The following is a 22,609-nucleotide window of genomic DNA, read 5'->3' as shown; positions in this document are numbered from 1 at the left end:
TTGCAAGGGACCTCCTCAGGGTAGGCCAGGGTGCACGGGCGGCAGCGTGCGCTGCCGCCGACCCGGGAGACAGCCGCCGCCCGGGACGATCTGCGAAACTGGGACCTGATACACACAGCTCATACGGTCCTGGCGTACGTATAGGTGTACGGATGGATGTACGACCGGGTGCGCGGCCAGGTGTACGACGAGGTGTACGGAGGCTTGTTCAGAGGCTGCGAAGATCCTGCGGACAGGTGTTTCAACGCACGTTTCGGCGGGCGGCCGTGGGGGAGGTCACTGACACGATGATCGGGTTGCGCGGCGGGGGCCACGCGTCCTAGAAAAGCAGTCGGGTGGAGATATGCATCGCGGTGGCGGACTGGGCGAGGGGACTGATGACCTGGGTCCTCGACGTGCCCATCGAGGAAGGCACCGACGCGAGGCGGAGGAAGCGACCGAGGCACGTCGGGGACAGGGCGCACCGAGTGAGCCCGAGCAGATCGACCGGCGGATCGACCGCCGGGGCGACGCGCTCCGGGCGGGGAGCAGGAATGGTGGTCGGGTGGGGGTGACGTACAAGTACTTCGGCGCGCCGGACGGCGCGACCGCGGCCCGTGTCCCGATCTCGATGCGCCCCGAGGAACTCGGCGGCGACGAGCTCGGCATGAACGGCATGTTCACCAAGATCAAGCCGGAGACGATGGCGGCGATGGTGCTGACGGGCATCGAAGGCGTCCCCCTCCACAAGGTCCCGCCCCTGGAACTGGTCGTCCTGCACCCCGACTACGCGGTGGTCAAGCTCCCGATGACGGTCGTCGACCCACTGCGCGGCATAGGCGAGGAGGCCGTCGGCGCGGCGGCGTTCATCTGGTCGACGGTGCCGGACCGCGGGGGCCCGCGGGATGCGTTCAATGTCTACCAACTGCTGCACGAGTGGCAGGACTTCAGCCACCGCCTTCATGAGGCGGGGCATCAGCCGTACTGCCTGGTGTGGCCCTGATCGGCTCTGAGCTGGGGTTTCTTGAGGGTTGGGCGGGGTCTTCGGGCCTCGCCCTTTTGGTGCCGGAGGGGGCCGCCGTCGTCTTCCGCTTTCTCCTCGGCTCCCGGTTCCGTTTCCGTGAAGGCGTCGTCGATCGCCTTGATGCCAAGCTGCCCGGAACGTCGGGAACCGAACTGCGGCCGAGGACGTCGCAGTGACGTCCGATGGCGCGAAAGGGGTGGTCATGATGAGGGAGGACTGCAGACGCGGCCCAGGATCCCGGCCCTCGCTCGCGACCGTCCTGATCGCCCTCTCCTGTCTGCTGACCGCCTGCGGAGGCAGCGGCCAAGGCCCCGAGGCGGACTCGGCACCACCGCGCTCCTCCGCCACGCCACCCACCACCGCGCCCTCGGAGAGCAGCCCCAGCACGCCGAGCACCCCCAGCTCGTCCTCCCCGACACGGCCGGCAACGCCTCCGTCATCACCGTCGACAGGAGCCCCGAGCCCTCACGGCACAGCCCCAGCGTCCCCAGGATGTGCCGCGGGCTCCACCACCATCGCCCACGGCCCAGAAGACCCGTCCGTCCACACCCTGTGCGTGCGATCCGGTACGACGGTGACCGTGGTGCTGGCGCGCCGTTCCGAGGGCTCCTGGCCGCAGCCGCGCAGCAGCAACCCCATGCTGGCGCTGGTGACGTCGACCGCCACGGACGGCAAGGGAGTCACCCGGGTCACGGTGCGGGCGGCGCGCACCGGATCGGTGAGCATCATCTGGGGTCCGCAGAGCGCGCCGGTGTTCACGCTGCGGCTGAGTGTGGCGGCGTATCCGGTGCAGTGAGCCGGACGCGCGGCGGCCGGTGCGCCCCCGGGCTGGGGTGCGCACCGGCCGCCGTATGCCGGAATGCGTCGGATCAGTCCTATCAGTCCTTACGACCCTTGAGGCGCCGTACGTCGAAGGACCAGATGCCGCGTCCGTGGGTGGCTGCGTACAGCTTGCCGTCGGGGCCGAGGCGCAGCTGCATCATGGCCGTGGTGGGCAGGTTGTGGCCCAGGACCTGCCACTTGGTGGCGCCGGCGGGCCGGTAGAAGGTGGCGAGGTCGGTGCCGAGGGCGAGGCCGCCGCCCGGCAGGAGCTTCACCGTGTCGGCGGGGACGTCGGGCAGGTTGGCCGAGATGTCCGACCAGTTCGCGCCGCCGTTCGTCGACTCGAAGATGTGGCCCACACCGGCACCCGGGCCCTCGGTCCACTTGCGGGAGAAGCCGTTGATCGCCACGTAGACGTGCTGGGCGTTGGCCGGGTCGATCTCGAAACCGGAGACGTAGCGGTTCGGGATCGTGCCGTCGACCGGGAGGTTCAGCTGGTGCCAGCCGGTGCCGTCGGCGTTGCCGACCGCGATGCCGCGGGTGAAGCCCTGGTTGTTGCAGGGGCCGCACCAGCCGACGTAGACCGTGCCTCCGGAGGAGGCCACGGCGGTGGCCACATGGCCCTCGCCCAGGTCGTAGGCGCCTGTCCACTCCTTGCCGGAGCGGATCGCGAAGCCCTTGGTGTTCACCCAGACGTGGCGGCCGCCCGCGATCCAGGTGCTGGTGTTCTTGGCGTCGGCGGCGATCGGGGCGATGAAGCGGGCGCCCGCGCCACCCAGGTCCTTGTCCGGCGGGGCGACCTCGTACTCGGTGGCCTTGGACGGGTCGGTGGTCCACGAACCGTCGTTGACACCGCAGTTCTGGGTCACCCACAGGTCGAGGTAGACGTACTCGGCGGCGATGTTGCAGCCGTTGGCGGGGTCGGCGATGGTGTCGCCGCCGTCGCCGCCGAAGTTGGAGCCCATGACCTTGTCATCGCCGCGCAGGATCGACTGGCCGTTGTCCTGCAGACCACCGGTGACGGAGACGCCGCCGTGGTCGAGGTCCTTGCCGACGCCCACCGAGTAGTACTGGAGCGTGTCGATGGTGCCGTCGTTCAGGGACTGCCAGTCCTTGGCGTGCCCGCCGGAGTCGACCGCGCCGCTCAGCGGGCGTCGGTAGATGCCGCCGTCGTTGCCGACGTACGCCCAGCTCTTGCCCTTGTAGCTGCCGATCGCGACCGCGTGCTGGTCGGAGTGGGTGGTGGGCGAGCAGTCGCCGGTCTGCTTGGCCGGGTCGATGCTCCAGCAGGGGAAGGGGAAGTTCCAGTACGGGCCCGGCGTGATCCAGCTGTCGCCGCCGTTCTTGGTCTCGAAGACCTCTTCCAGGCCGAGGTAGACATGGTCGGCGTTGGCCGGGTCGACCTGGAGGAACTGGTTGTACCAGGACTGGATGCCGGGCTGGTAGCCGGCGCCCTGCAGCGCGGAACCGGACGCCTTCAGCTTGGTGTAGTCCGCGATCAGCGTCCACGGCCCGAACGGCGAGCCGTTCTTCGACACGTACACGCCCTTGAGCCCGCTGTCCGGGTTGGCGGCCATCTGCGCCGGCGACTGGTCGATGGCGTACAGGCGCGAACCGTCGGCCGCCGCGCCGAACGTCACGTTGCCGACGTCGTCACTGTTGGTCGGCAGGTCGCCGAGACCGGTGGCCGGCTTCCAGCTGCCGTCGCCCGCCTGCGCGTACAGCCCGTTGTAGGTGTCGCCGCCGCGCCAGCCGACCGCGAGAAGAACCTTGTTCGGGTCCTTCGGGTCGACGGCGATGTCGTTGGCGATGTTCTTGTACGGCGCGCTCGGGTCGTCCGCCTTCGAACCACCCGGAAGGTAGTCGGGGTTGGGGGCGAACTCGTGCTTCCAGGGGCCGGACAGGGTGGTCGTGGAGTGCGACCACACGCCGGTGCTGGTCGCCGCCCAGACCTTGGTGCCGGCGAACCGCAGCGCGTGGATGACCGTGGATTCGAGTTCGGCGCCGCCCACGCGGTCGCCGGGCTGGAACTTGCCGTGGTGCGGGTCCTTCAGGACGTACACGCCCGTGCCCACGAAGGACGTCGCCCCCGTGTTGGACTCGCCGGTGGCGTACCAGAGCCGGTTCTGGCCATCCAGGGAGAGGGTGCCCGTCGACAGGGACGGCAGCTTGTCGGCGATCGGCTTCCAGTGCCCGCCGCCGGTGGTGGAGCGGAAGACGCCGCCGTTGGCGCCGCCCGCGTAGACGTATCCCTGGTCGTCGGCGGCGATTCCGGTGATCCGGCCGGTCACCTTGCCCGAGCCGCCGCTGGAGTTGGAGTTCACATCCCGGTAGCGGGAGTCGTCCGAGTTGTACGCCTTCTTGGTGACGTGGTCCCAGCTGCCGCTCGTGTGCTTCATCGACTGCAGCTGCTGCCAGGCCGCGCCGTAGGCGCCGGGTGCGACCACGCCGGGCGCGGTGCGGGCCTCGGTGAACTGGGCCGTGGACTCGGCGGAGTTCTCCGCCTCGTCGGCGCCGTCGTCATCGCCTTCGGCGGCGAAGGCGGACATTCCGTGGCCGGCGTGCAACGCCTTGATGTGCTCCCGGCCTATCGCGGCCTGGTGGCGTGCCTGCCAGGGCCGGGGTCTCGTGTCGGCCGACGCGGCGAACGACTGGGTGCTGACCAGCCCGAACGCGGCGGCCACGACGGTGCAGGTGATGAACCGTCGCTGATGCCTTGGGGGCAACATGCCCTCTCCTCCCTGCGTCGGGCATATGGGGGTGTCTCGACGCGGGAAGATCTTGGCGTGCTCATAACAGTCACACAAAGGGCTCACAGGAAAAATGGCCGGGAGTTTACGTTTGAGCCCCGCATGGACACGAACTTCCCTTTACGTACGACTATTTGGGGCCGCAGATCGCGACATCATTCACCTGTGCCGCGTGTTGCGTGGAAAAGGTCGAAAGCAAGGCGCCTGCGCGACCGCGACCAGCGGTCCCGCAGGCGCCCACGGGCAGATCCGATCAGCGGATGACGCGGTGCGACTGAGCCGCCTGCGCGGCCGTCGCGCGAGGTGCCGCCGTCGCGCGAGGTACGGCCGCGGCCGGGGCGACGGGGCCATAGCCGCATATGGTGGCCAGCACTCCGCTGTACGCGTCGGTGGAGTCCTGCGGCGCGTTGTCGTTGGTCTCCACGAACAACGGGCGCACCGCCGAGGAGCCGTCGGTGGCGAGACCCTCGTAGTCGCCGAGGAAGTGGCCCCACCCGGCGTAGGGAGCCTGCAGCCAGTCGAAGACCCGGGAGATACGGCGCTCGCTCGGGTGATCCTCACCGCCGCGCGGGAAGGTGAGCAGCCAGGCGGCGGTGGGCACGGTGGTCGTGTTCCCGGCGGTGAGGTAGCGCAGGTCGTAGTAGCTGATCGCGACCGTGCCGTGCCCGTCGACGGTGATGGAGGGCGTGAAGGCGGGCGCGGAGGCAACCTGGTTGACCCGCTTCGGGGCGGACCAGGTCCGACCGCCGTCGGTGGAGTGCGTCAGCTCCACGGAGTTGTAGGCACCGGCGCTGAAGTCCGATCCCTCGTAGGCGGCATACAGCTCGCCGGTGTGGGGGTCGATCGCGACGTTCGGCAGATCGCCGCCCGCTCGCAGCGCCTTGCTCGCATCGCCGGGGGCGTTGGGGTCGACCTCGGCGACGGCCGTGTCCTGGGCGAGGGTGACCGGCTTGCTCCAGGTGCGGCCCTGGTCGGTCGACTTGACGACGGCGAAGTGCAGGTCGGTCGGGGTGAAGGTGCCCGTGGTGTAGTCGATGTCGTACGTCTGCCAGTCGAAGACGTCGTAGAGGGTGTCGGTGCGCGGGTCGACGACGATGACGTTGCCGATGGTCTGCGAGTGCCGGACGACGGAGGTGTCCACGAACGGCCGGGCCTTCGACCAGTGCCGCCCGCCGTCGCGGGTGATGGAGATGTACGCGGGCCCGTCGTAGACCTGAGCGGAGTCGTCCTCGTCGATACGGTCCCAGACCTGGTAGGCGACGCCGGGATGGACGGGGTCGGCGGTGACGGAGTTCTTGTCGTCGGTGAACTGTGCCTGCGTGTCGTCGATGAGCGGGACCGTGTGCGTCCAGGTGCGCCCGCCGTCGTACGACGTCGAGGCGGCCACGCCGTTGCGTGCGTCGGTGGCGTCGAAGACCAGCCCGCTGCCGTAGACCGTGCCGTCCGGGCCGGTGCTGACCCAGCCGTCCGAGGCACGCTGGTAGTTCAGCCCGCCCGGAGCGCAGTGCGTGAACGGCAACGGCGTCTCGCTGAAGTGTTGCCCGTCGTGGGTATAGGTGGCGGTCAGCCCGCGGGCGCCGCCGTTGGACCAGCGGTCCTGCTGGAAGATCCCGACCGCGTCGCGCGCGTCCCGGGGGCTGACGGTCACGTACGGCTCGTCCTCCGCCGAGGCGTAATTGGTGCCGGAGCCGTCGCCGCTGATGTCACAGGCGGCATACGGGTCACCGGGCGAGACCAGGCTCACCGGCTGACCGCCGCCTGCCGCCGCGTTGCCCACGGCAGCCGTAAGCAGGAACGCGGCGGCTGCAGCGACGGCGCATGCTCTCGTACGGTTGCGCATGGCGTTTTCCCCAACTTCCCGATTTTTGGCCGGACTTGGGCTGTGCTGGCGCGAGTACTTCGTCCCGGTGTCGACGAGACGTGGGACGCCTCGCGAGCCTAACGCGACCCAACGCGAAGGAAGTTGAATAAATAGGCCAAGAGCATGTCAATTGAGGCGGGGCATCAGCCACGCTGTTCGGCCGTCTGTAGGGTGCGGCAATGACGAGAAGCGAACGGCTCGCAGAGCAGTTGGACTGGTACTGGCACAAGAACTTGCGGCCGGGGCTGGAGGGGCTCACCGACGAGGAGTACTTCTGGGAGCCGGTGCGCGGCTGCTGGAGCATCCGACCGCGAGGTACGTCGGCCGCACCGATGTCGATGGGTTCAGGGGAGTGGACGATGGACTTCGCGTCCCCTGACCCGGTGCCGGCGCCGGTGACCACCATTGCCTGGCGGCTGGCGCACATCATCGTCTCGTGCCTGGGCTATCGGGTCGGATGGTATTTCGGCGGCCAGGACGTCGACTCCGGGACCTTCCCCTACGCGGGGACCGCCGACGAGGCGCTGAAACAGCTCGATGAGATGTACGGGAGATGGAACGCGGGGGTCCGCGAACTCTCGGACACCGACCTGGAGAATCCACCCGCGATCGGTCCCGAGCGGTATCCCATGGAGAACAGGGTCCTGCACGTCAACAGGGAGCTGATCCATCACGGCGCCGAGATTTCCCTGCTGCGCGACCTCCACCGCTGCCAGGACGGAGCCGTGCCGCACCGGACATGACGGATCGTGCCCCGGTGGGCGGGACCCCTTTCGGGTCCCGCCGTTGGTGTCCGTGCGGTGCAGTTCCTACGAGATCCGGAGCGTCGTCGTCCTGGCGTCGGTCCTGGGGATGTAGGCCTGCTGCCATGTCCAGGCCGCGCTGCCGGGCCTGTGGTGGAGTTCGACCGACGAGTTCTGCTTCCACCAGTAGTCCCAGCCGGTGGCGCAGGTGCCCGCGTCGACGGTCCAGATCGGCGAGCCGACCCAGTCGTCGTGCTGGTTGTAGCCCTTGACCCAGAACACCTGTGTCACGCCGGCGTCGTTGCAGACCGTGATCTGTACGGCGGAGACCGACTCGGCGCCGGCCGGTGTCGCGACGGCGAGAGAGCTGAGGGCGGCTCCTGCGGCGAGTGCCGCCATCGCGAACTTCCTTCTGACGTCATGCATTTCGCTGTCACCGTTCTGTACGAGTGGGGGGCGAGGGAGGTAAGTCAGCCGAGCAGGCCTTGGGAGCGCAGCCAGGTCCGTGCCGTCGCGGCGGGCGAGCGGCCCGCGTCGACGGCGGAGGCGAGCGCGGCCAGTTGGTCCGTGGTGAGTGCCGCGTTGACCCGGGCCAGGGCTCTGCGTGCGGCCAGGCCCGCGTAGGGGGCCTGGATGAGCGGGAAGACGTGCTCGGGCGGGATCACGCCCTCGGGGTCGGTCAGCACGACCAGCCGGTCACGGGTGAGGACGGGGTCGGTGCTGCGCAGGGCCAGTACGTCGGCGGTCGCCGAGGTGCCGGCGGCGGTGAGGGTGACGCCGTACGCCCTCTTCAGCGACGAGGGCGTGGGGGCGTCCGCATCGCCCGATGCGGAGCCGCCGAGGGTGAGGCGGTGGCCGGCTCCGGCGAGGTCGGCGAGGCTGTGCAGGGCGTGACGGCGGGCGGTGGCCCGGGTCGCCGCGAGGACGACTCCGTGCTCGGCGGCGGCCGGCGGCAGGGCGTCGATCCCCATGGGCAGCGCCATGCTCAGCGTCGCCGGCATGTTCCCGGGCAGGTTGTTCCCGCCCGGGAACGTGCGCAGCAGGGTGCTCTCGTATGCGGGAGCCAGGCCGATCCTGCCCGCCACCACGGCCCTGGCGGTGGCGGCGGGCGAGGCGTAGCTCGTGGTCGCCATCCGCACCGGCTGTCCGGCGTCGGTGAGGAGTTCGCGGTAGAGCGCCGCCGTCACCCGGCTCTCCGCCGAGTTGTCGGTGCCGATCACCGTCGGCCCCTGACGGTCCGCGTGGGCGGTGTCGGGCCGGCTCTTCGCGCCCGCCGCACAGCCGGTCAGCAGGGCCAGGGAGCAGACGGCGGCCGCCGCGCGGCGGAGCCGGGGGCGGGTTCCTGGAGTCACGGAGCACCACATGCCGTCGGCCGCTGTCAGTTGCAGTGGGCGGCGCGTTCGCCGGCGGTCATCTTCGCGTCCTTGAAGTTGACGTAGCCCGAGTTGGGGTTGTCCTTGTTGAAGCCGGACGACTGGTAGTTGTTGACGTACCAGATGTAGTGGCCGTAGAAGCGCTTGCCGAAGTGGATCTCGTACCAGCCCTTGGCCTGCTGCTTGGCCGTGCCGCGCTCTATCCAGCCCTTGTAGCCGGCCGGGATGTTGACGGTGTTGCTCTCGGTGTCGGTGTGCGAGGCCTCCCAGCTGTGCGAGTACGTGGTGCTGACACCGACCGTGAACACCTCGAACCACTTGTATTCCGCGCTGATCGAGATGCCGAAGGTGTTGGTGGAGCCGGTGGTGTCCGCCCAGTCGATGCGGTGCTGATTGGTCTGGCTCGCGCAGTTGTAGGCGGTGGAGCCGACCTGGTGCTGGGGGCCGGTGTACGTCCAGTAGTCCGTCGCGTGGAACTCGCACAGGTCCGCCCAGCTGCAGGCGTCCAGGAGCTCCTTGGTGGTGGGGCTGTCGGCGGCGGAGGCCTGCGGGGCCGCCATCAGCGAGGCACCCAGGGCCAGGGCGGCCACGGCCCCGCCGGTACGGAGGACGCGCTTGGGGGAGGCGGACTTGCGGCGTGCGAAGGGCATCGGGTTACTCCGGTGAGTGGGGGGTGGTGTCCTGGTGGACCCCCACTCTTCGGGGTGCCGATTTGTTGATCAATGCAGGTCAGAGGCGTAAACAACCCAACCGGGGAGAGAAACCGGACAGGTTCCCCGGCCTGCGCCCGCACACCGGGCTGCTGGGCGACGGGCCTACGAGGCCCCGCCGCCGGTGATGTCGCACACCCGCCGGTAGGGCACCTCGGGGAGGTACCTCCGCCATTCGTCGCCGGTCAGGTCACGGCCGGCGCGCGCGCAGAGCCGGGTGACGACCTGGGCGGCGCCGACGGCGTACCGCTGGACGGGGACGTGCGGGCCGGCGGCATAGACGGAGTCTCCGTGCGCGTCGAAGGCGAGTGAACGGATCGCGTCACCGGGGGTGTCGAAGCCGGCGCCGAGGGGCTGGCGGTCGGCGGTGTCCCACAGGCGCAGCGCGCCGGAGCGGTACCCCACCGCGAGGGTGCGGCCGTCGGGGCTGAAGGCGAGGGCGGTGACCGGGGAGCCCGAGGCGTCGGCCGGGACGACGGCCTCCCGGTGGCGTTCCGTACGGCCCCGCCAGACGGTGACGCTGCCGAAGGAACCGCCGGTGGCCAGGTGGACACCGTCGGGACTGAGGGCGAGGAGGTCGGCGCCGCCGAGTGGTACGCCGGTCTCCAGGCCGAAGGGCAGGGAGGTGACCGGCCCCGCGAAACCGGAGGCCAGGACGGATCCAAGGGTTCCGGCGAGGGCCGCGGGCCGGTCGGTCCTCGTCCCCCGGGCGGTGTCCCACACCTCGCCTCTGGCCGATCCGGTGGAGGTCACCCGGGTGAGCAGCAGTGCCCGGCCGCCCGGGGTGAGCGCGATCGAGCGAACGGCGGACGGCCCGCCGAGCTCAAGTACCGCCCGCACACGGCGAGTTGTCGCATTCCATACGACGATCCGGGCGCCGTTGCCGTAGGCGAAGGTCCGGCTGTCGGGGCTGAAGGCAAGGAGGGGCGCGGCGGTCTTGGTGTGTCCGGGCGCCCCGAGGACGGGCAGTCCGGCGACGACACGGCCGGTGCGGGTGGAGCGCAGGCGGAAGCGGTAGCTGTCGCCGTACCGTTCGGCGGTGGCCAGCAGGCGTCCGTCCGGGCTGAGCGTCTCGTGGTCCAGCGGGCCGGCGCGCCACACGGAGGTGAGGACCACCGAGAGGTCGAGGGTGTGGACGGTGCCGCCCGTCAGGTAGCGCAGGGTCGGGGCGCCTGGGTCCCAGGCGAGGGCGGTGACGGGCCCGTCGGCCAGGGCGTGGCGGAACACCGGTGCTTTCGCCCCCGGGATGCGCCAGACCGTGATCCCGTCCTGCCCGGCCGCCGCCAGGAACCGCCCGTCCGCGGTGAACGCCGGCGGTGCGGCGCCCGGTTGGTCGAGCTCCGCGAGCTGCCGACCCGAGGCCGTGTCCCAGACACGTATCCCCTTGTCCGACACCGCGGCGAGCCGCGTCCCGCCCCGGTCGAGGACGAGCGAGTCGCCGGAGCAGTCCTCCGCCGGGCGGTCCTGCCAGGCCCCCGGAACCGTACGGTGCCGGACGGTGTCCCGCACCAGGAGCACCCGTTCCCGCCCACAGACGACCGCCAGCCGCCCGTCCCCACTCACCACCACGACACCCCCGACGGCCCCCTCCAGCACCACGGGATCATCGGTGAACCCCCGTAACTGCGCCTGCGGCTCGGGGCCGTTCACGACATAGCCGCCCCCACCCGGGGCTGCCGCGGCGCGATACCCGGAACCCCCCGCCCCCTCCGGCAGCCGCCACAACCGCCGTTCGCCGCCGGGACCGGTCAGGGCGAGTGTTCGGCCGTCGGGGCTTACCGCGGTGACCGGGAGGTGCGGCAGGTGGCCGGAGGCGGTGTGGTGGTGGGTGGGGACGTTCCAGGCCGACCAGGTGCCGGCGCCGGTGGTGAGGAGGGTGCGGCCGGAGTCGGTGAGGAAGGTGCGGGTGGTGGCGTTCTGGTCCGGGGCGGTGAAGGTGTCGCGCTCGGGGTCGGTCAGGGCGTCGAAGAGGGCCGCGCGGCTCTCCGGGAGCGGGGCGAGCCGCCAGGCGGCGATGCCCAGCAGGGTGCGGGTGCGGGGATCGGTCACCCGGTCCCGGTCGGCGAGGCCCGCCGCCTGCCGGGCCGCCGCGAGGGTGCGCTCGGCCTCGGCCGCGTCGCTCTCCTGCCAGGCGAGGTGACCGGCGACCAGGGCCCCGCCCAGGACACAGGTGAGGGCGACGACGAGTGACCGTATGCGGCGTTGCATACGGGCGGCCGTCCAGCGCTCCATGCGGTGGGCCACCCGGGAGGCGCACAGGAAGGCCCGCTCCCGCGCGCTCAGGTCGTCCTCGTGCCGCTCGCGGGTGAACAGCACGTCGGCCAGGGCGAGATGGATCCCCCGGTACAGGGTGCCGGGGTCGCTGCCGTGCTCCTGCCAGTTGCGGGCGGCCTCGGCGAGGTGGCGGTGCATGCGCAGCCGTTCGCGGTTCTCCTCGATCCACTGCTGCAGCCGGGGCCAGCGGGTGATCAGGGCCGCGTGGGCGAGTTCCACGTTCTCCTCGTCCACGGTGACCAGCCGGGCGCGGGCGAGCCGTTCGAGGACGACGGGCACCTCGGGGTCCGGCCATTCGCGCAGATCGGCGCGTCTGACCGGGCGGGGGCTGTCGGGGGTGCCGTCACCGGGGGCGATGAGGGCGAGCAGGAGCCGCCGGGCGGTGGCGGCCTGGTCGGCGGAGAGCCCGCCGTACACCTCCTCGGCCGCCGCGGCGATCGCTCCGTGGACGCCGCCGGCCTCCTCGTACGCGGCCAGCGTCAGCACTCCGCTGCGCCGTCTGCGCCAGGTCTCCCGCAGGGCGTGCGAGAGCATCGGGAGCGCGCCGGGCTGGTCGTGGACCTCCTCGACGATACGGGCGGTGAGTTCCCGCTCGACCCGCAGTCCCGCCGCCGTGGCCGGTTTGACGACCGCGTCCCGCAGTTCCTCCCGGGTCATCGGCCCGACCGACAGTGTGGTGTGCCGCAGCGCCTCGGCGAGCCCGGGGTGCTCCACGCACCGCCCGTGGAAGCCCGCCCCGACCGCGACGACCACCCGTAACCGGCCGTCCCCCTCCTTGGCGGCGAGCAACCGGTCGACGAACAGCCACCGTTCGGCCCGGTCCCGGCAGAGCGTGAAGATCTCCTCGAACTGGTCGACCACGACCACCCGGTGGGGCTCGTCCGGCCCCGGTGCGAGCAGCCGTCCGTGGGTGGCGGCGGGCCGGGCGCCGGGCGTGATCAGCCGCAGCCGGGCGCCGCAGCCCGCCTCGTCCACCACCCGCTCGAGGCGGGGCATGACCCCGGCCCGCAGCAGCGAGGACTTGCCGCTGCCTGACGCCCCGAGCAGCACCGCGAACCGGTGCTCCTTCATCAGCTGCACGGCGTCCCGGGCGAGCGCGTCCCGGCCGAAGAACAGCTCCTGGTCGCCCGGTTCGAACCGCGCGAGGCCCTGGTACGGCGACTCCCCCTCCGCCGCCCCGCAGGCCGCGACCTCGTCGGCCGCAGCCCGTAATCGGTCCTGCCAGACGTCGGGGTCCGCCCCGCAGGCCTGCGCGTAGGCGCGCACCACGGCCACCGACGGCAGCCGTTCGCCCGAGGCCGCACGCGACAGCGCGGCCACCGAGACCCGGGCCTGTCCGGACATCGTCCGGTAGGACGGGGAGCCGGCCCGGGCCCGTAAGGACCGCAGCTCGTGCGCGAAGCGCTGCACCGGTCCCGCGTCGGGGTCGAGCGGCCGCTCGGGACGTCCCCGCTGCCGGCTCACGGATGCTCCAGCACATGGCTTCTCACGTTCACTGGCAATCGCTTTCCCAACACTCAGGGGGACGATCACACGCCGGATCGCGAGTATGTCATGACAGCTTGAGAGTTAAATGGGGTTGCACGGAATGGCCGGTTCCAGTCCCTCGCCGCCCCGCCCGCAGAGCAACGGCCCCCGCGGGATCACCCCCCGGCGCCCGTCCCGCTCCCCGGCACCCCGCCGACGGTGAACCCGATCACCGACCCGCCTCCCGCCCGCCGCGCCGCGAACGGCGCTCCGCCGTGCGCCATGGCGACCTCCCGCACGATCGACAGGCCGAGCCCGGACCCGGGCAGGGACCGCGCGTCGGCCGCGCGGTAGAAGCGGTCGAAGATGCGGATCAGATCGCCGTCGGCGATTCCGGGGCCGCGGTCGAGGATCTCCACGCGGACCGTGCCCGGCCGGGCGGGCCCGGAGACGGCGATCTCGATGGGCCCGCTGCCGTCGCGGTCGAACTTGGCGGCGTTCTCGACGAGGTTGGAGATCGCCCGCTGCAGCATCCCCGGCCGGCCGTCGGTCGTCGTGTCACCGCTCACCCGGACCGTGATCTGCCGTCCGCTGCGCCGCCGCGCGAGCCCGGCCACGTCCTCCGCGATGTCCGCGAGGTCGACCCGCTGCGGCGGCTCGGTGTCGGACTGCCCGGCCGCCAGGTCCACCAGCTCATTGACCAGATCGGTCAGTTCACGCGCCTCCTGGCCCAGGTCCGCGACCAGCTCGTCACGGGTGGCCGGGGGCAGCTCGTCGATCCGCCGCAGCAGGGAGATGTTCGTACGGAGCGAGGTGAGCGGCGTACGCAGTTCGTGGCCCGCGTCCTGGACCAGGCGCCGCTGGTCCTCCTCCGACTGGGCGAGGCGGCCCAGCATGCGGTCGAAGGCGCGGCCGAGGCGGCCCACCTCGTCGTAGCCGGTGACGGGCACCTCGATGCCGAGCTGCCGGGTGCGGGCGACGTCCTCCGCGGCCGAGGCCAGCAGGATCAGACGGCGGGTGATGCGCCGCGCCAGCCACCAGCCGAACAGACCCGCCGCGATCACCACCGCGCACATCAGGATCAGCGTGCGCTGCTGCAGTGCCCGCAGCAGGTCCTCGGTGTCGCTGAACTCCTGCGCGACCTGCACCGCGCCCCGCCCGGAGCCGAGTGAGACGGTCGCGATGCGGTAGACGTCCGTGTCGACGTCGACGTCCTTGTGCTCGACCAGCTTCCCGGCCTTCCGGGCGGCCGCGATCGACCGGTCGGCGGAAACCACCGGCAGCCCGGGGCTGCCGGGGTCGTCGACCTTGCCGTCCGGCCCCAGCACCTGCACATCCGTGCGGGCGGGCCGCACGATGTCGTGTCCCGGTGCCGTGGAGGAGAAGTCGTCGGTCGTCATCCGGTGCTGCCGCACCTCGTCCCGCAGGTCCTGCACGACCTGGTCGAACACCTTCTCCTGGTCGACCCGGACCAGCCGGGCCGCGGCACTGTACGACAACACGCCGACCAGCACCGTGACGGCGGCGGTGACCGCCGCGAACGAGACCGCGAGCGTGGTGCGCAGGGAGACCAGTCCGGGCCGCCTCCTCACCAGCAGCCGTCTGATCCGGCCCACTAGTCTTCCCGCAGCACGTAACCCACACCGCGGACCGTGTGGATCAGCGCCGGTGCGCCCGGCTCGTCGAGCTTGCGGCGCAGATAGCCGACGTACACGGCGAGGTTCTTGGAACCCGGTCCAAAGTCGTAGCCCCAGATGCGGTCGTAGATCGTGGAGTGGTCGAGGACGATTCCGGCGTTGCGCACGAGCAGCTCCAGCAGCTCGAACTCGGTCCGCGTCAGCTCCAGCTCCCGCTCGCCGCGCCAGGCCCGCCGCGCCTGTACGTCCATGCGCAGCCCGGCGGCCTCGATCTGCCGGTCGGAGGCCGCGGGCAGCTCCTTCGGCACGTCGGCCACGGCCCCGTTGTCCGGGCTGGTCCGGCGCAGCAGCGCGCGCAGCCGTGCGAAGACCTCCTCGACGTCGAACGGCTTGACCACGTAGTCGTCGGCGCCCGCGTCCAGGCCGGCGATGCGGTCGGCGGTCTCGACGAGCGCGGTGAGCATGAGGATCGGCGTGCGGTCGCCCTCGGCCCGCAGCACCCGGCAGACCTGCAGTCCGTCGATGCCGGGCATCATCACGTCCAGCAGGAGCACGTCCGGCGGGGTCTTGTGGGCCTGCGCCAGCGCCTCGACACCGTCGGCGACCGCGGTGACCTGATAGCCCTCCAGGCTCAGGGCGCGTTCCAGGGCATGACGGATGGCACGGTCGTCTTCGGCGAGCAGCACAGTTTGGGGCACGTACCCATACTGCCAATTCATGTGGCGGTTCAGTGGAGGACGGTGGCCGTACGATCTGCCTTTTTACCGGCCTCTCACCGTCACACGAGCAACCCGGCGGCCGCTCCTACCGTCCTCTCACTGAAGGGGCGGACAGCGCTGCCAGCTGCTGCGCGAACGGCACCACCTCGAAGCCGTCCGTCCTGGCCGGGGCCTTCGCCGGCAGGCCGCCCATCAGACCGGCCAGCTCTCCCGCCGCCCGCTCGATGCGCCCGTCCAGGCCCTCCGCGCCCCAGTCCTCCGACGCGGCGAACACCCCGGTCGGGACGACCACCGCGCGCAGGTAGGCGAAGAGCGGACGCAGCGCGTGCTCCAGCACCAGGGAGTGCCGGGCCGTGCCGCCGGTGGCCGCGATCAGTACCGGCTTGCCCGTCAGGGCGTCCTTGTCGAGCACGTCGAAGAAGGACTTGAACAGCCCGCTGTACGAAGCGGAGAAGACGGGAGTGACGACGATCAGCCCGTCCGCCTCCGTCACGGCGTCCAGCGCGGCCGAGAGGGTCCGCCCCGGGAAGCCGTTGGTGAGGTTGTGCGCGATCTCCACGGCGAGGTCGCGCAACTCGACGACCTGGATGTCGACCGGGGTCTGCCGGCCCACGGCGGCGGCCAGCCGGTCGCCCAGCAGCCGCGTGGACGACGGAACGCTCAGCCCCGCCGAGACGACGACCAGCTTCATACGGCGGCCTCCTCCTTCTCCGCGGCGGCCAGCAGCGAGGCGTGCGTCGGCGCCTCGGGCACGTTCGCCGGACGCCCGGCCGCGAACTCCTTGCGCAGCACCGGCACGACCTCCTCGCCCAGCAGGTCGATCTGCTCCAGCACGCTCTTCAGCGGCAGCCCGGCGTGGTCCACCAGGAACAGCTGGCGCTGGTAGTCACCGGCGTACTCCCGGAAGGACAGGGTCTTCTCGATCACCTGCTGCGGCGAGCCGACGGTGAGCGGGGTCTGGTCCGTGAAGTCCTCCAGGGAGGGCCCGTGGCCGTAGACCGGCGCGTTGTCGAAGTAGGGCCGGAACTCCCGCACCGCGTCCTGCGAGTTGTGCCGCATGAACACCTGCCCGCCCAGGCCCACGATCGCCTGCTCGGGGGTGCCGTGCCCGTAGTGGGCGTACCGGGTCCGGTACAGCTCGACCATCCGCTTGGTGTGGTCGGCCGGCCAGAAGATGTTGTTGTGGAAGAAGCCGTCGCCGTAGTACGCGGCCTGTTCGGCGATCTCCGGCGAGCGGATCGAGCCGTGCCAGACGAACGGCGGGACACCGTCCAGCGGGCGGGGCGTGGAGGTGAAGCCCTGCAGCGGGGTGCGGAACTTGCCCTCCCAGTTCACGACGTCCTCGCGCCACAGCCGGCGCAGCAGGGCGTAGTTCTCGATGGCGAGATTGATGCCCTCGCGGATGTCCTGGCCGAACCACGGATACACCGGTCCGGTGTTGCCGCGGCCCATCATCAGGTCCACCCGGCCGTCGGCCAGGTGCTGCAGCATCGCGAAGTCCTCGGCGATCTTCACCGGGTCGTTGGTGGTGATGAGGGTCGTGGACGTGGAGAGGATCAGCTTCTCGGTCCGCGCGGCGACATAGCCGAGCATCGTGGTCGGTGAGGACGGCACGAACGGCGGGTTGTGGTGCTCACCGGTCGCGAAGACGTCCAGGCCGACCTCCTCGGCCTTCAGCGCGATGGCGACCATGGCCTTGATGCGCTCGCGCTCGGTCGGCGTACGCCCGGTGGTCGGGTCCGGCGTGACGTCGCCGACGCTGAAGATCCCGAACTGCATGGTCGCTCAACCTCCAAGTTGTTGACCGTTCAACTATAGCCCCTCAACGGTCGCCCCCGCCCTCTTATTCCGGCGATTGTCAGTGCCCCGTCCTACGATCCCGACATGGCCGCCCCACGCCGTGACACCCGAGGCATCGTCGGCGCCGCGGACTTCCTCGCGCACGTGGACTTCCGCCGCCCGGATCCCGCCGAGCCGCTGCGCCGCCATGTCGAGCACTACTGGCTGATCGACTGGGACCTGAAGGAGCCGTACGTCTCGCACGTGGTGCCGCACCCCGCGGTCCACCTCGTCTTCCAGCAGTTCGCGGACCAGGAGCCGTTCGTCGAGGTCGCCGGCGTCCAGCAGGGGCTCTTCGCGCAGAAGCTGGAGGGGCGCGGCCGGGTCTGCGGCATAAAATTCCGGCCCGGCGGCTTCCGTCCCTTCGCGCCCGCGCAGGCGGTGAGCGAGTGGACGGGCCGACGGGTCCGCTCCCCCGAGGCCTTCCCGACGGCGGACCTCGCGGCCGTCCTCACCCCGGCCGACGAGAAGGCCCGGATCGCCGCCCTCGACACCTTCCTGCTCTCCCTCTCGCCCCGCCCCGACCCCCAGGCCGACCTCGCGATGACGCTGGTCGAGCGCATCCGCACCGACCGCACGATCCGTCGCGTCGCCGACTTCGCCCGCACCGAGGGGATGTCGGTACGACTGCTGCAGCGGCTGTTCGCCGGGTACGTCGGCGTGGGCCCGAAGTGGGTCATCCTGCGCTACCGCATCCATGAGGCCCTGGAGCACGCGGAGACGGACCGCGAGGTTGACTGGGCGGCCCTGGCGGCCGACCTCGGCTATGCCGACCAGGCCCATCTGGTACGGGACTTCACGGCCACGGTCGGGGTGCCGCCCACCGCCTACGCCGCCAGAACCTCCGGCTGACGAAATCCCCTTGACGCCAGGCGGCTCCTTCCGGATATTTATCTGCGTGACGCAGACTCTTCGTAACGCAGTAGAAAGACCGCTCTCCGCCCGCGCCCGCTGGGCCGTCCTCGCCGTCGTGCTCGCCGCCGATGTCCTCGACCTCCTCGACGCGACGATCACCAACATCGCCGCCCCCACCATCAGCCGGGACCTCGGCGGCGGCGCGAGCCTCGTCCAGTGGCTCGGCGCCTCCTACGCCCTCGCGCTCGGTGTGCTGCTGGTGCCCGGCGGACGACTCGGCGACAAGTACGGGCGCCGGCGGCTGTTCCTGACCGGACTCGCCGGGTTCGTCGCCGCCTCGCTGGCCTGCGGGCTCGCCCCGAACCCCACCGCACTGGTCCTCGCCCGGCTGGTCCAGGGCGCCTTCGGGGCGCTCGTCATCCCGCAGGGCTTCGGCATCCTCGGCGCGACCTGGCCGCGCGAGGAGATCGGCAAGGCGTTCAGCCTCTTCGGACCGGTCATGGGCCTGTCCGCGGTCGGCGGCCCGACCCTCGCCGGATTCCTCGTCGACGCGGACCTCGCGGGCCTCGGCTGGCGCCCCATGTTCCTGATCAACCTGCTCCTCGGCGGGGCCGCCCTGCTCGCCGCCGCCCGGCTGCTCCCCCGCGACACCGGCGACCCGTCCGTCTCCGTGGACGTCCCCGGCGCGGCCCTGCTCGGCGGCGCGATGCTCGGCCTGCTCGGCGGCCTCATCGACGGCTCGGCATCCGGCTGGACCCCCCGCCCGCTCGCCCTGCTGCTCCTCGGCCTCGCCCTGTTCGCGGCCTTCTGCCACCGCCAGCGCACCGCCACCGAACCCCTGATCCGCCCGACCCTCCTCCGCAACCGCGGCTTCACCTCGGGCCTGATCCTCGGCGTCCTCGCCTTCGCCGCGGTCGCCGGCCTCCTCTACGTGGTCTCCCTCCACCTCCAGCGAGGCCTCGGCCGCTCACCCGCCGGCACCGCACTCGGCCTGATCCCGCTCTCCGCGGGCATCGTCCTCGCGTCCATCGCCTGCTACCGGCTGATCCACACCTACGGCCGACGGCTCGTCGTCGCCGGACTGCTGATGATCCTGGGCGGCTGCGGCGGCCTCGCCCTCCTCCCCCACGGCTCCGGCTGGACCCTCGTCCCACCCCTCCTGCTGACCGGCCTCGGCATGGGCACCTGCTTCGGCACGGTCTACGACGTCACCATCGGCGACATCGCCCCCGACGAGGCCGGCAGCGCGAGCGGCTCCCTCAACGCGGTGCAGCAGCTCGCCAACGCGGTCGGCTCCGCCGGGGTGACGACCGTGTACTTCGGGGCGGTCGGCGGCGACGAGACCCACGCCCTGCTGGTGAGCCTCGCCGTGGTCGCCGCGGCCGTCACCCTCTGCCTGCCCCTCGTACGACTGCTGCCGCACAAGGCACCCCAAGGGGACCACTAGGCAGGACCTAGGGAACGAGAACCAACCGGCCGCGCACCCCGCCCTCCGCCAGGCGGGCGTGCGCCTTCGCCGTGTCCTCCAGGGCGAACGTCTCGGCCACCCGCAGCGTCAGCACCCCCTCGTCCACCAGCCCCGCCAGCTCGGCCAGCCGCGCCCCGTCGGCGCTCACCTCCACCGCACCGGTCCGCACACCACGCACCGACGCCGGGGCCGCCTGCGGGATGACGCCGACGTACACGCCCCCGTCCCGCACCCACTCCAGAGCCGCCTCGCCGAGGATCGCCGCGTCCAGCACGGCGTCGACACTCCCCGCCCCGACGGCACCGGACGTGAAATGCGCGGCCCCCAGGGACCGTACGAGCTCCTCGTCGCCCTCCCTGGCCAGCGCGGTCACGGCCACCCCGCGATGGGCGGCGAGCTGCACGGCGAACCCGCCGACCGCACCCGCGGCCCCCGTCACCAGCAGCGACTGCCCCGGCGCCAACTCCAGCAGATCCAGGGCCTGTACGGCGGTCAGGGCGTTCAGCGGCAGCGTCGCCGCGTGCACGGCGTCCACCGTGGACGGCGCCTCGGCCACCGCGTCCGTGTCGACGACGACGTACTCGGCGTGCGTGCCCAGCGGCTGCACCACGCCGTGGTCCAGGGCCACCACCTCGTCGCCGACGCTCCACGCCGTGGCCACTCCCGTCGCGTCCACGGTGCCGGCCACGTCCCAGCCGAGCCCGAGCTGCTTGCCCGCGCCCCCGAAGACACCGGCCCGCACCCCCGCGTCCACCGGGTTCAACGCGGCCGCCGCGACCCTGATCCGCACCTGCCGGGCCGCCGGCTCCGGCACCTCCACGTCCACGACCTCCACGGCCTCGGGCCCGCCGAACGTCCTCACCACTGCAGCACGCATGGTCATTTCTCCCGTGATCAGACTCTTCGATTGGTTTCTCCGTGCGACAACCCTAGGAAGAGTTACTATCCAGGAGGAAGTAGTTACCTGAAGGTGCCTACCTCACCGGGAGGAGAGCCATGGCGACCAGGACCGCCGCCCAGAAGCGTGAACAGGCCCGCGTGGAGTACGACGCGTTCCTCCGCGCATGCCCCACCAACCAGCTCCTCGACCGCCTCAGCGACAAATGGGTCAGCCTCGTCCTCGCGGCCCTCACCACCGGGCCCATGCGCTACAGCGACCTCAGCCGCAAGATCGCCGGAGTGAGCCCCAAAATGCTGACGCAGACACTGCGCTCACTGGAACGCGACGGCATCCTCACCCGCACGGTCACCCCGTCCGTACCGGTCCGCGTCGACTACGAACTCACCGAACTCGGCGGCAGCCTCGCCCAGTTGCTGACCGCGGTGAAGACCTGGGCAGAGAGCCACTTCGACGAGGTCCACCAGGCCCGCGAACGCTACGACTCCGCCGACGCCTAGGGCCTGTCGTTTGGATCAGGTCGGCCATGGCTAACGGTGCTTCCCGGCTCCCCCGAACGGGGTCACGGGGGTCCCCCCGCTCGAGCGAAGTCGAGAGTGGGAGAGAGTGACGACAACGCGGCTGGGGGTCCCCCCACGCCCTTAAGGCAGTGGGGGAGTGCGTGCCAGACCCCGCGACGCCGAGCTGATCCAAACGACAGGTCCTAGACCTCGCCCGCCCGCAGCCGTGCGACCTGCTGGGCGCTGAACTCCACCGTGCGTCGCATATGTCCGATGACCACGGCGAGTTCGGCGTCGTCCAGCTCCTCGAAGAGGGCGGACCAGCCGCCGCCCAGCCGTTCCCACATCCGCCCGAACTCGGCGATCCGCTCCGGCACGGTCGCCACCAGCACCCGCCGCCGGTCCTGCACGTCCCGCTCCCGTACGACGTAACCCGCCTTCTCCAGTCGGTCCACCAGCCGCGTCGCAGACCCCGTCGTCAGCCCCGTCATCTCGGCGATCCGGCCACTGGTCACCGGCCCGCCCTCCAGCGTCAGCAGGTTCAGACACTGCAGATCCGTGGGATGCAGCCCCAGATGGTCGGCCACGGCCTGGTTGAAGAGGGCATACGAGGCCATGTACCGGCGCGAGACACCGGCCAGCTCGTCGAGCAGCCGCTCCCGCACGTTCCCGGCCATGCCCCGCTCCTCCTCGCACCGCTTCGTCTGCGCCGTGCAGAGATCGTACGACGCAGCCTCCCTGGAAGACACAGCCCGCCTAGAAGGAGTACTCGTCCCCGGTGGCGAGCACCAGCACCCGCTGCCGGTCGTTGTGCCGATGACGGTCGACGGCACCCCCGTTCCACGCCGTGTCGATCTCCACCCGCACCTCGGACGGCGCCCCCTTCAGCCGCACCCGCAACCGGATCTGCCGGGCCACGGACTGCGCGGCCAGCGCCCCCACCCGGCACAGCATCACCCGCGCCCCCGACCGCACACACCCGGCCGGCAGCGCCTGCTTGCTCACCGGCGCCACCGACCAGCGCAGCCGCACCGTCGCATCCGGCACCCCCGACGGCCCGTAATTGCGCGGCGCCAGCCGCAGATCCACCCGGCCGCCCACCATCGACACCACACCGTGATACGCCAGATCCGCCTCCGGGACCCCCACGGCACCGCCGGGCAGAGCCGCCGCCAGCACCACCCCCAGCGCGGCAGCCCCGACCACAGGAACCCGCATCCTCCGCATCCCACCACTCCTCACTCCACGCAGTCGTACGGATGTATCCCACGCGGAGCACGGCGCAGGCGCCGTCCAACAGGTGACACCACACCTGCCGGTGGCAGCAGACATGCCAAGCTGCAAACATGCTCGTCGCCCGCTCCGCCGCCCTCTTCGTCGTCGCCGCCCTCTTCGAGATCGGCGGCGCCTGGCTGATCTGGCAGGGCGTACGGGAACACCGCGGCTGGCTGTGGATCACCGGCGGCATCCTCGCCCTCGGCGCCTACGGCTTCGTCGCCACCTTCCAGCCCGACGCCCACTTCGGCCGCATCCTCGCCGCATACGGCGGCATCTTCGTGGCCGGCTCGATCCTGTGGGGCATGGTCGCCGACGGCTACCGCCCCGACCGCTGGGACATCACAGGCGCCCTGGTCTGCCTGGCCGGAATGGCTCTCATCATGTGGGCGCCGCGGAACGGCGGCTGAGCCTC

The 22,609-nt window shown here is 71.3% G+C and carries 21 protein-coding genes; 8 read left to right on the top strand and 13 right to left on the bottom strand.

The features are described from left to right. The first annotated feature begins 343 nt into the window (after positions 1-343). From ACFY1U_RS05825 to ACFY1U_RS05815, 3 genes are all read left to right on the top strand, one after another. Positions 344-982 carry a hypothetical protein gene (locus tag ACFY1U_RS05825; RefSeq protein ID WP_351462708.1) on the top strand — a complete coding sequence of 213 codons (639 nt, stop codon included), beginning with the start codon at positions 344-346 and terminating at the stop codon, positions 980-982. Then, positions 973-1,179, top strand: coding sequence for a hypothetical protein (locus ACFY1U_RS05820; protein ID WP_390692908.1), 207 nt, complete (start codon positions 973-975; stop codon positions 1,177-1,179). The genes ACFY1U_RS05825 and ACFY1U_RS05820 overlap by 10 nt, the downstream gene beginning before the upstream one ends. Positions 1,180-1,559: 380 nt before the next feature. Then, complete coding sequence (locus tag ACFY1U_RS05815) at positions 1,560-1,799, top strand: hypothetical protein (RefSeq protein WP_390692907.1); 240 nt, start codon at positions 1,560-1,562, stop codon at positions 1,797-1,799. 82 nt (positions 1,800-1,881) lie between these two features. Here the strand turns inward: ACFY1U_RS05815 and ACFY1U_RS05810 are convergent, their stop codons facing one another. Together ACFY1U_RS05810 and ACFY1U_RS05805 are read right to left on the bottom strand one after the other, a co-directional pair. Further along, entirely contained in the window at positions 1,882-4,554 is a 2,673-nt protein-coding gene (locus ACFY1U_RS05810; RefSeq protein ID WP_390692906.1) for a WD40/YVTN/BNR-like repeat-containing protein, read from the bottom strand. A 274-nt stretch (positions 4,555-4,828) separates the two neighbouring features. Next, positions 4,829-6,415 (bottom strand): neuraminidase (sialidase), encoded by a 1,587-nt coding sequence (locus ACFY1U_RS05805; RefSeq protein ID WP_390692905.1) that lies wholly within the window; start codon positions 6,413-6,415, stop codon positions 4,829-4,831. A 200-nt stretch (positions 6,416-6,615) separates the two neighbouring features. On the opposite strand from ACFY1U_RS05805, the gene ACFY1U_RS05800 reads away from it, so the two are divergent. After that, positions 6,616-7,179 (top strand): DinB family protein, encoded by a 564-nt coding sequence (locus ACFY1U_RS05800; protein WP_390692904.1) that lies wholly within the window; start codon positions 6,616-6,618, stop codon positions 7,177-7,179. A gap of 66 nt (positions 7,180-7,245) precedes the next feature. Here the strand turns inward: ACFY1U_RS05800 and ACFY1U_RS05795 are convergent, their stop codons facing one another. The 8 genes from ACFY1U_RS05795 to ACFY1U_RS05760 all read right to left on the bottom strand — a co-directional run bounded on the left by ACFY1U_RS05795 (position 7,246) and on the right by ACFY1U_RS05760 (position 17,138). Continuing rightward, the gene (locus ACFY1U_RS05795) at positions 7,246-7,605 is read right to left on the bottom strand and encodes a hypothetical protein (protein ID WP_390692903.1); all 360 of its coding nucleotides are present in this window, start codon (positions 7,603-7,605) and stop codon (positions 7,246-7,248) included. 44 nt (positions 7,606-7,649) lie between these two features. Next, positions 7,650-8,531 carry a glycine betaine ABC transporter substrate-binding protein gene (locus ACFY1U_RS05790; RefSeq protein ID WP_390692902.1) on the bottom strand — a complete coding sequence of 294 codons (882 nt, stop codon included), beginning with the start codon at positions 8,529-8,531 and terminating at the stop codon, positions 7,650-7,652. Positions 8,532-8,557: 26 nt separating this feature from the next. Then, positions 8,558-9,202, bottom strand: coding sequence for a hypothetical protein (locus ACFY1U_RS05785; RefSeq protein ID WP_390692901.1), 645 nt, complete (start codon positions 9,200-9,202; stop codon positions 8,558-8,560). Positions 9,203-9,367: 165 nt separating this feature from the next. Continuing rightward, the gene (locus ACFY1U_RS05780; protein ID WP_390692900.1) at positions 9,368-13,000 is read right to left on the bottom strand and encodes a hypothetical protein; all 3,633 of its coding nucleotides are present in this window, start codon (positions 12,998-13,000) and stop codon (positions 9,368-9,370) included. A gap of 179 nt (positions 13,001-13,179) precedes the next feature. Continuing rightward, positions 13,180-14,619: an ATP-binding protein gene (locus tag ACFY1U_RS05775; protein ID WP_390692899.1), complete on the bottom strand. Its 1,440-nt coding sequence runs from the start codon at positions 14,617-14,619 to the stop codon at positions 13,180-13,182. Next, a complete protein-coding gene (locus ACFY1U_RS05770) occupies positions 14,619-15,326 on the bottom strand; it encodes a response regulator transcription factor (RefSeq protein ID WP_099930649.1) in 708 nt (235 codons plus the stop codon). Before ACFY1U_RS05770 ends, ACFY1U_RS05775 begins: the two co-directional genes overlap by 1 nt. A 118-nt stretch (positions 15,327-15,444) precedes the next feature. Further along, positions 15,445-16,050, bottom strand: a complete 606-nt coding sequence (locus tag ACFY1U_RS05765) for an FMN reductase (RefSeq protein WP_390692898.1) — start codon at positions 16,048-16,050, stop codon at positions 15,445-15,447. Next, positions 16,047-17,138, bottom strand: coding sequence for an LLM class flavin-dependent oxidoreductase (locus ACFY1U_RS05760; RefSeq protein WP_390692897.1), 1,092 nt, complete (start codon positions 17,136-17,138; stop codon positions 16,047-16,049). Before ACFY1U_RS05760 ends, ACFY1U_RS05765 begins: the two co-directional genes overlap by 4 nt. A 105-nt stretch (positions 17,139-17,243) precedes the next feature. Here ACFY1U_RS05760 and ACFY1U_RS05755 point away from each other — a divergent pair, with 105 nt between their 5' ends. Together ACFY1U_RS05755 and ACFY1U_RS05750 are read left to right on the top strand one after the other, a co-directional pair. Further along, entirely contained in the window at positions 17,244-18,050 is an 807-nt protein-coding gene (locus ACFY1U_RS05755) for a DUF6597 domain-containing transcriptional factor (protein ID WP_390692896.1), read from the top strand. 46 nt (positions 18,051-18,096) lie between these two features. Next, on the top strand, positions 18,097-19,500 hold the full coding sequence (locus ACFY1U_RS05750) for an MFS transporter (RefSeq protein ID WP_390692895.1): 1,404 nt from the start codon (positions 18,097-18,099) through the stop codon (positions 19,498-19,500). 7 nt (positions 19,501-19,507) lie between these two features. On the opposite strand, the gene ACFY1U_RS05745 is transcribed toward ACFY1U_RS05750, so the two are convergent. Further along, positions 19,508-20,398, bottom strand: a complete 891-nt coding sequence (locus tag ACFY1U_RS05745; RefSeq protein WP_390692894.1) for an NADP-dependent oxidoreductase — start codon at positions 20,396-20,398, stop codon at positions 19,508-19,510. Between the two features lie 119 nt (positions 20,399-20,517). Here ACFY1U_RS05745 and ACFY1U_RS05740 point away from each other — a divergent pair, with 119 nt between their 5' ends. After that, complete coding sequence (locus ACFY1U_RS05740) at positions 20,518-20,919, top strand: winged helix-turn-helix transcriptional regulator (protein WP_390692893.1); 402 nt, start codon at positions 20,518-20,520, stop codon at positions 20,917-20,919. Between the two features lie 203 nt (positions 20,920-21,122). Here the strand turns inward: ACFY1U_RS05740 and ACFY1U_RS05735 are convergent, their stop codons facing one another. Beyond that, positions 21,123-21,596: a MarR family winged helix-turn-helix transcriptional regulator gene (locus ACFY1U_RS05735; RefSeq protein ID WP_390692892.1), complete on the bottom strand. Its 474-nt coding sequence runs from the start codon at positions 21,594-21,596 to the stop codon at positions 21,123-21,125. Between the two features lie 79 nt (positions 21,597-21,675). Continuing rightward, on the bottom strand, positions 21,676-22,137 hold the full coding sequence (locus ACFY1U_RS05730) for a hypothetical protein (RefSeq protein WP_390692891.1): 462 nt from the start codon (positions 22,135-22,137) through the stop codon (positions 21,676-21,678). A gap of 128 nt (positions 22,138-22,265) precedes the next feature. Between ACFY1U_RS05730 and ACFY1U_RS05725 the strand changes: the two genes are divergently transcribed. Further along, positions 22,266-22,604, top strand: a complete 339-nt coding sequence (locus tag ACFY1U_RS05725; RefSeq protein WP_389083927.1) for a YnfA family protein — start codon at positions 22,266-22,268, stop codon at positions 22,602-22,604. The last annotated feature ends 5 nt before the right edge of the window (positions 22,605-22,609 follow it).

The organism is Streptomyces sp. NPDC001351 (assembly GCF_042896045.1).
Lineage (GTDB): Bacteria > Actinomycetota > Actinomycetes > Streptomycetales > Streptomycetaceae > Streptomyces.
The sequence above is the reverse complement of the archived record's forward strand: the minus strand, read 5'-3'. Positions and strand labels throughout refer to the sequence as shown.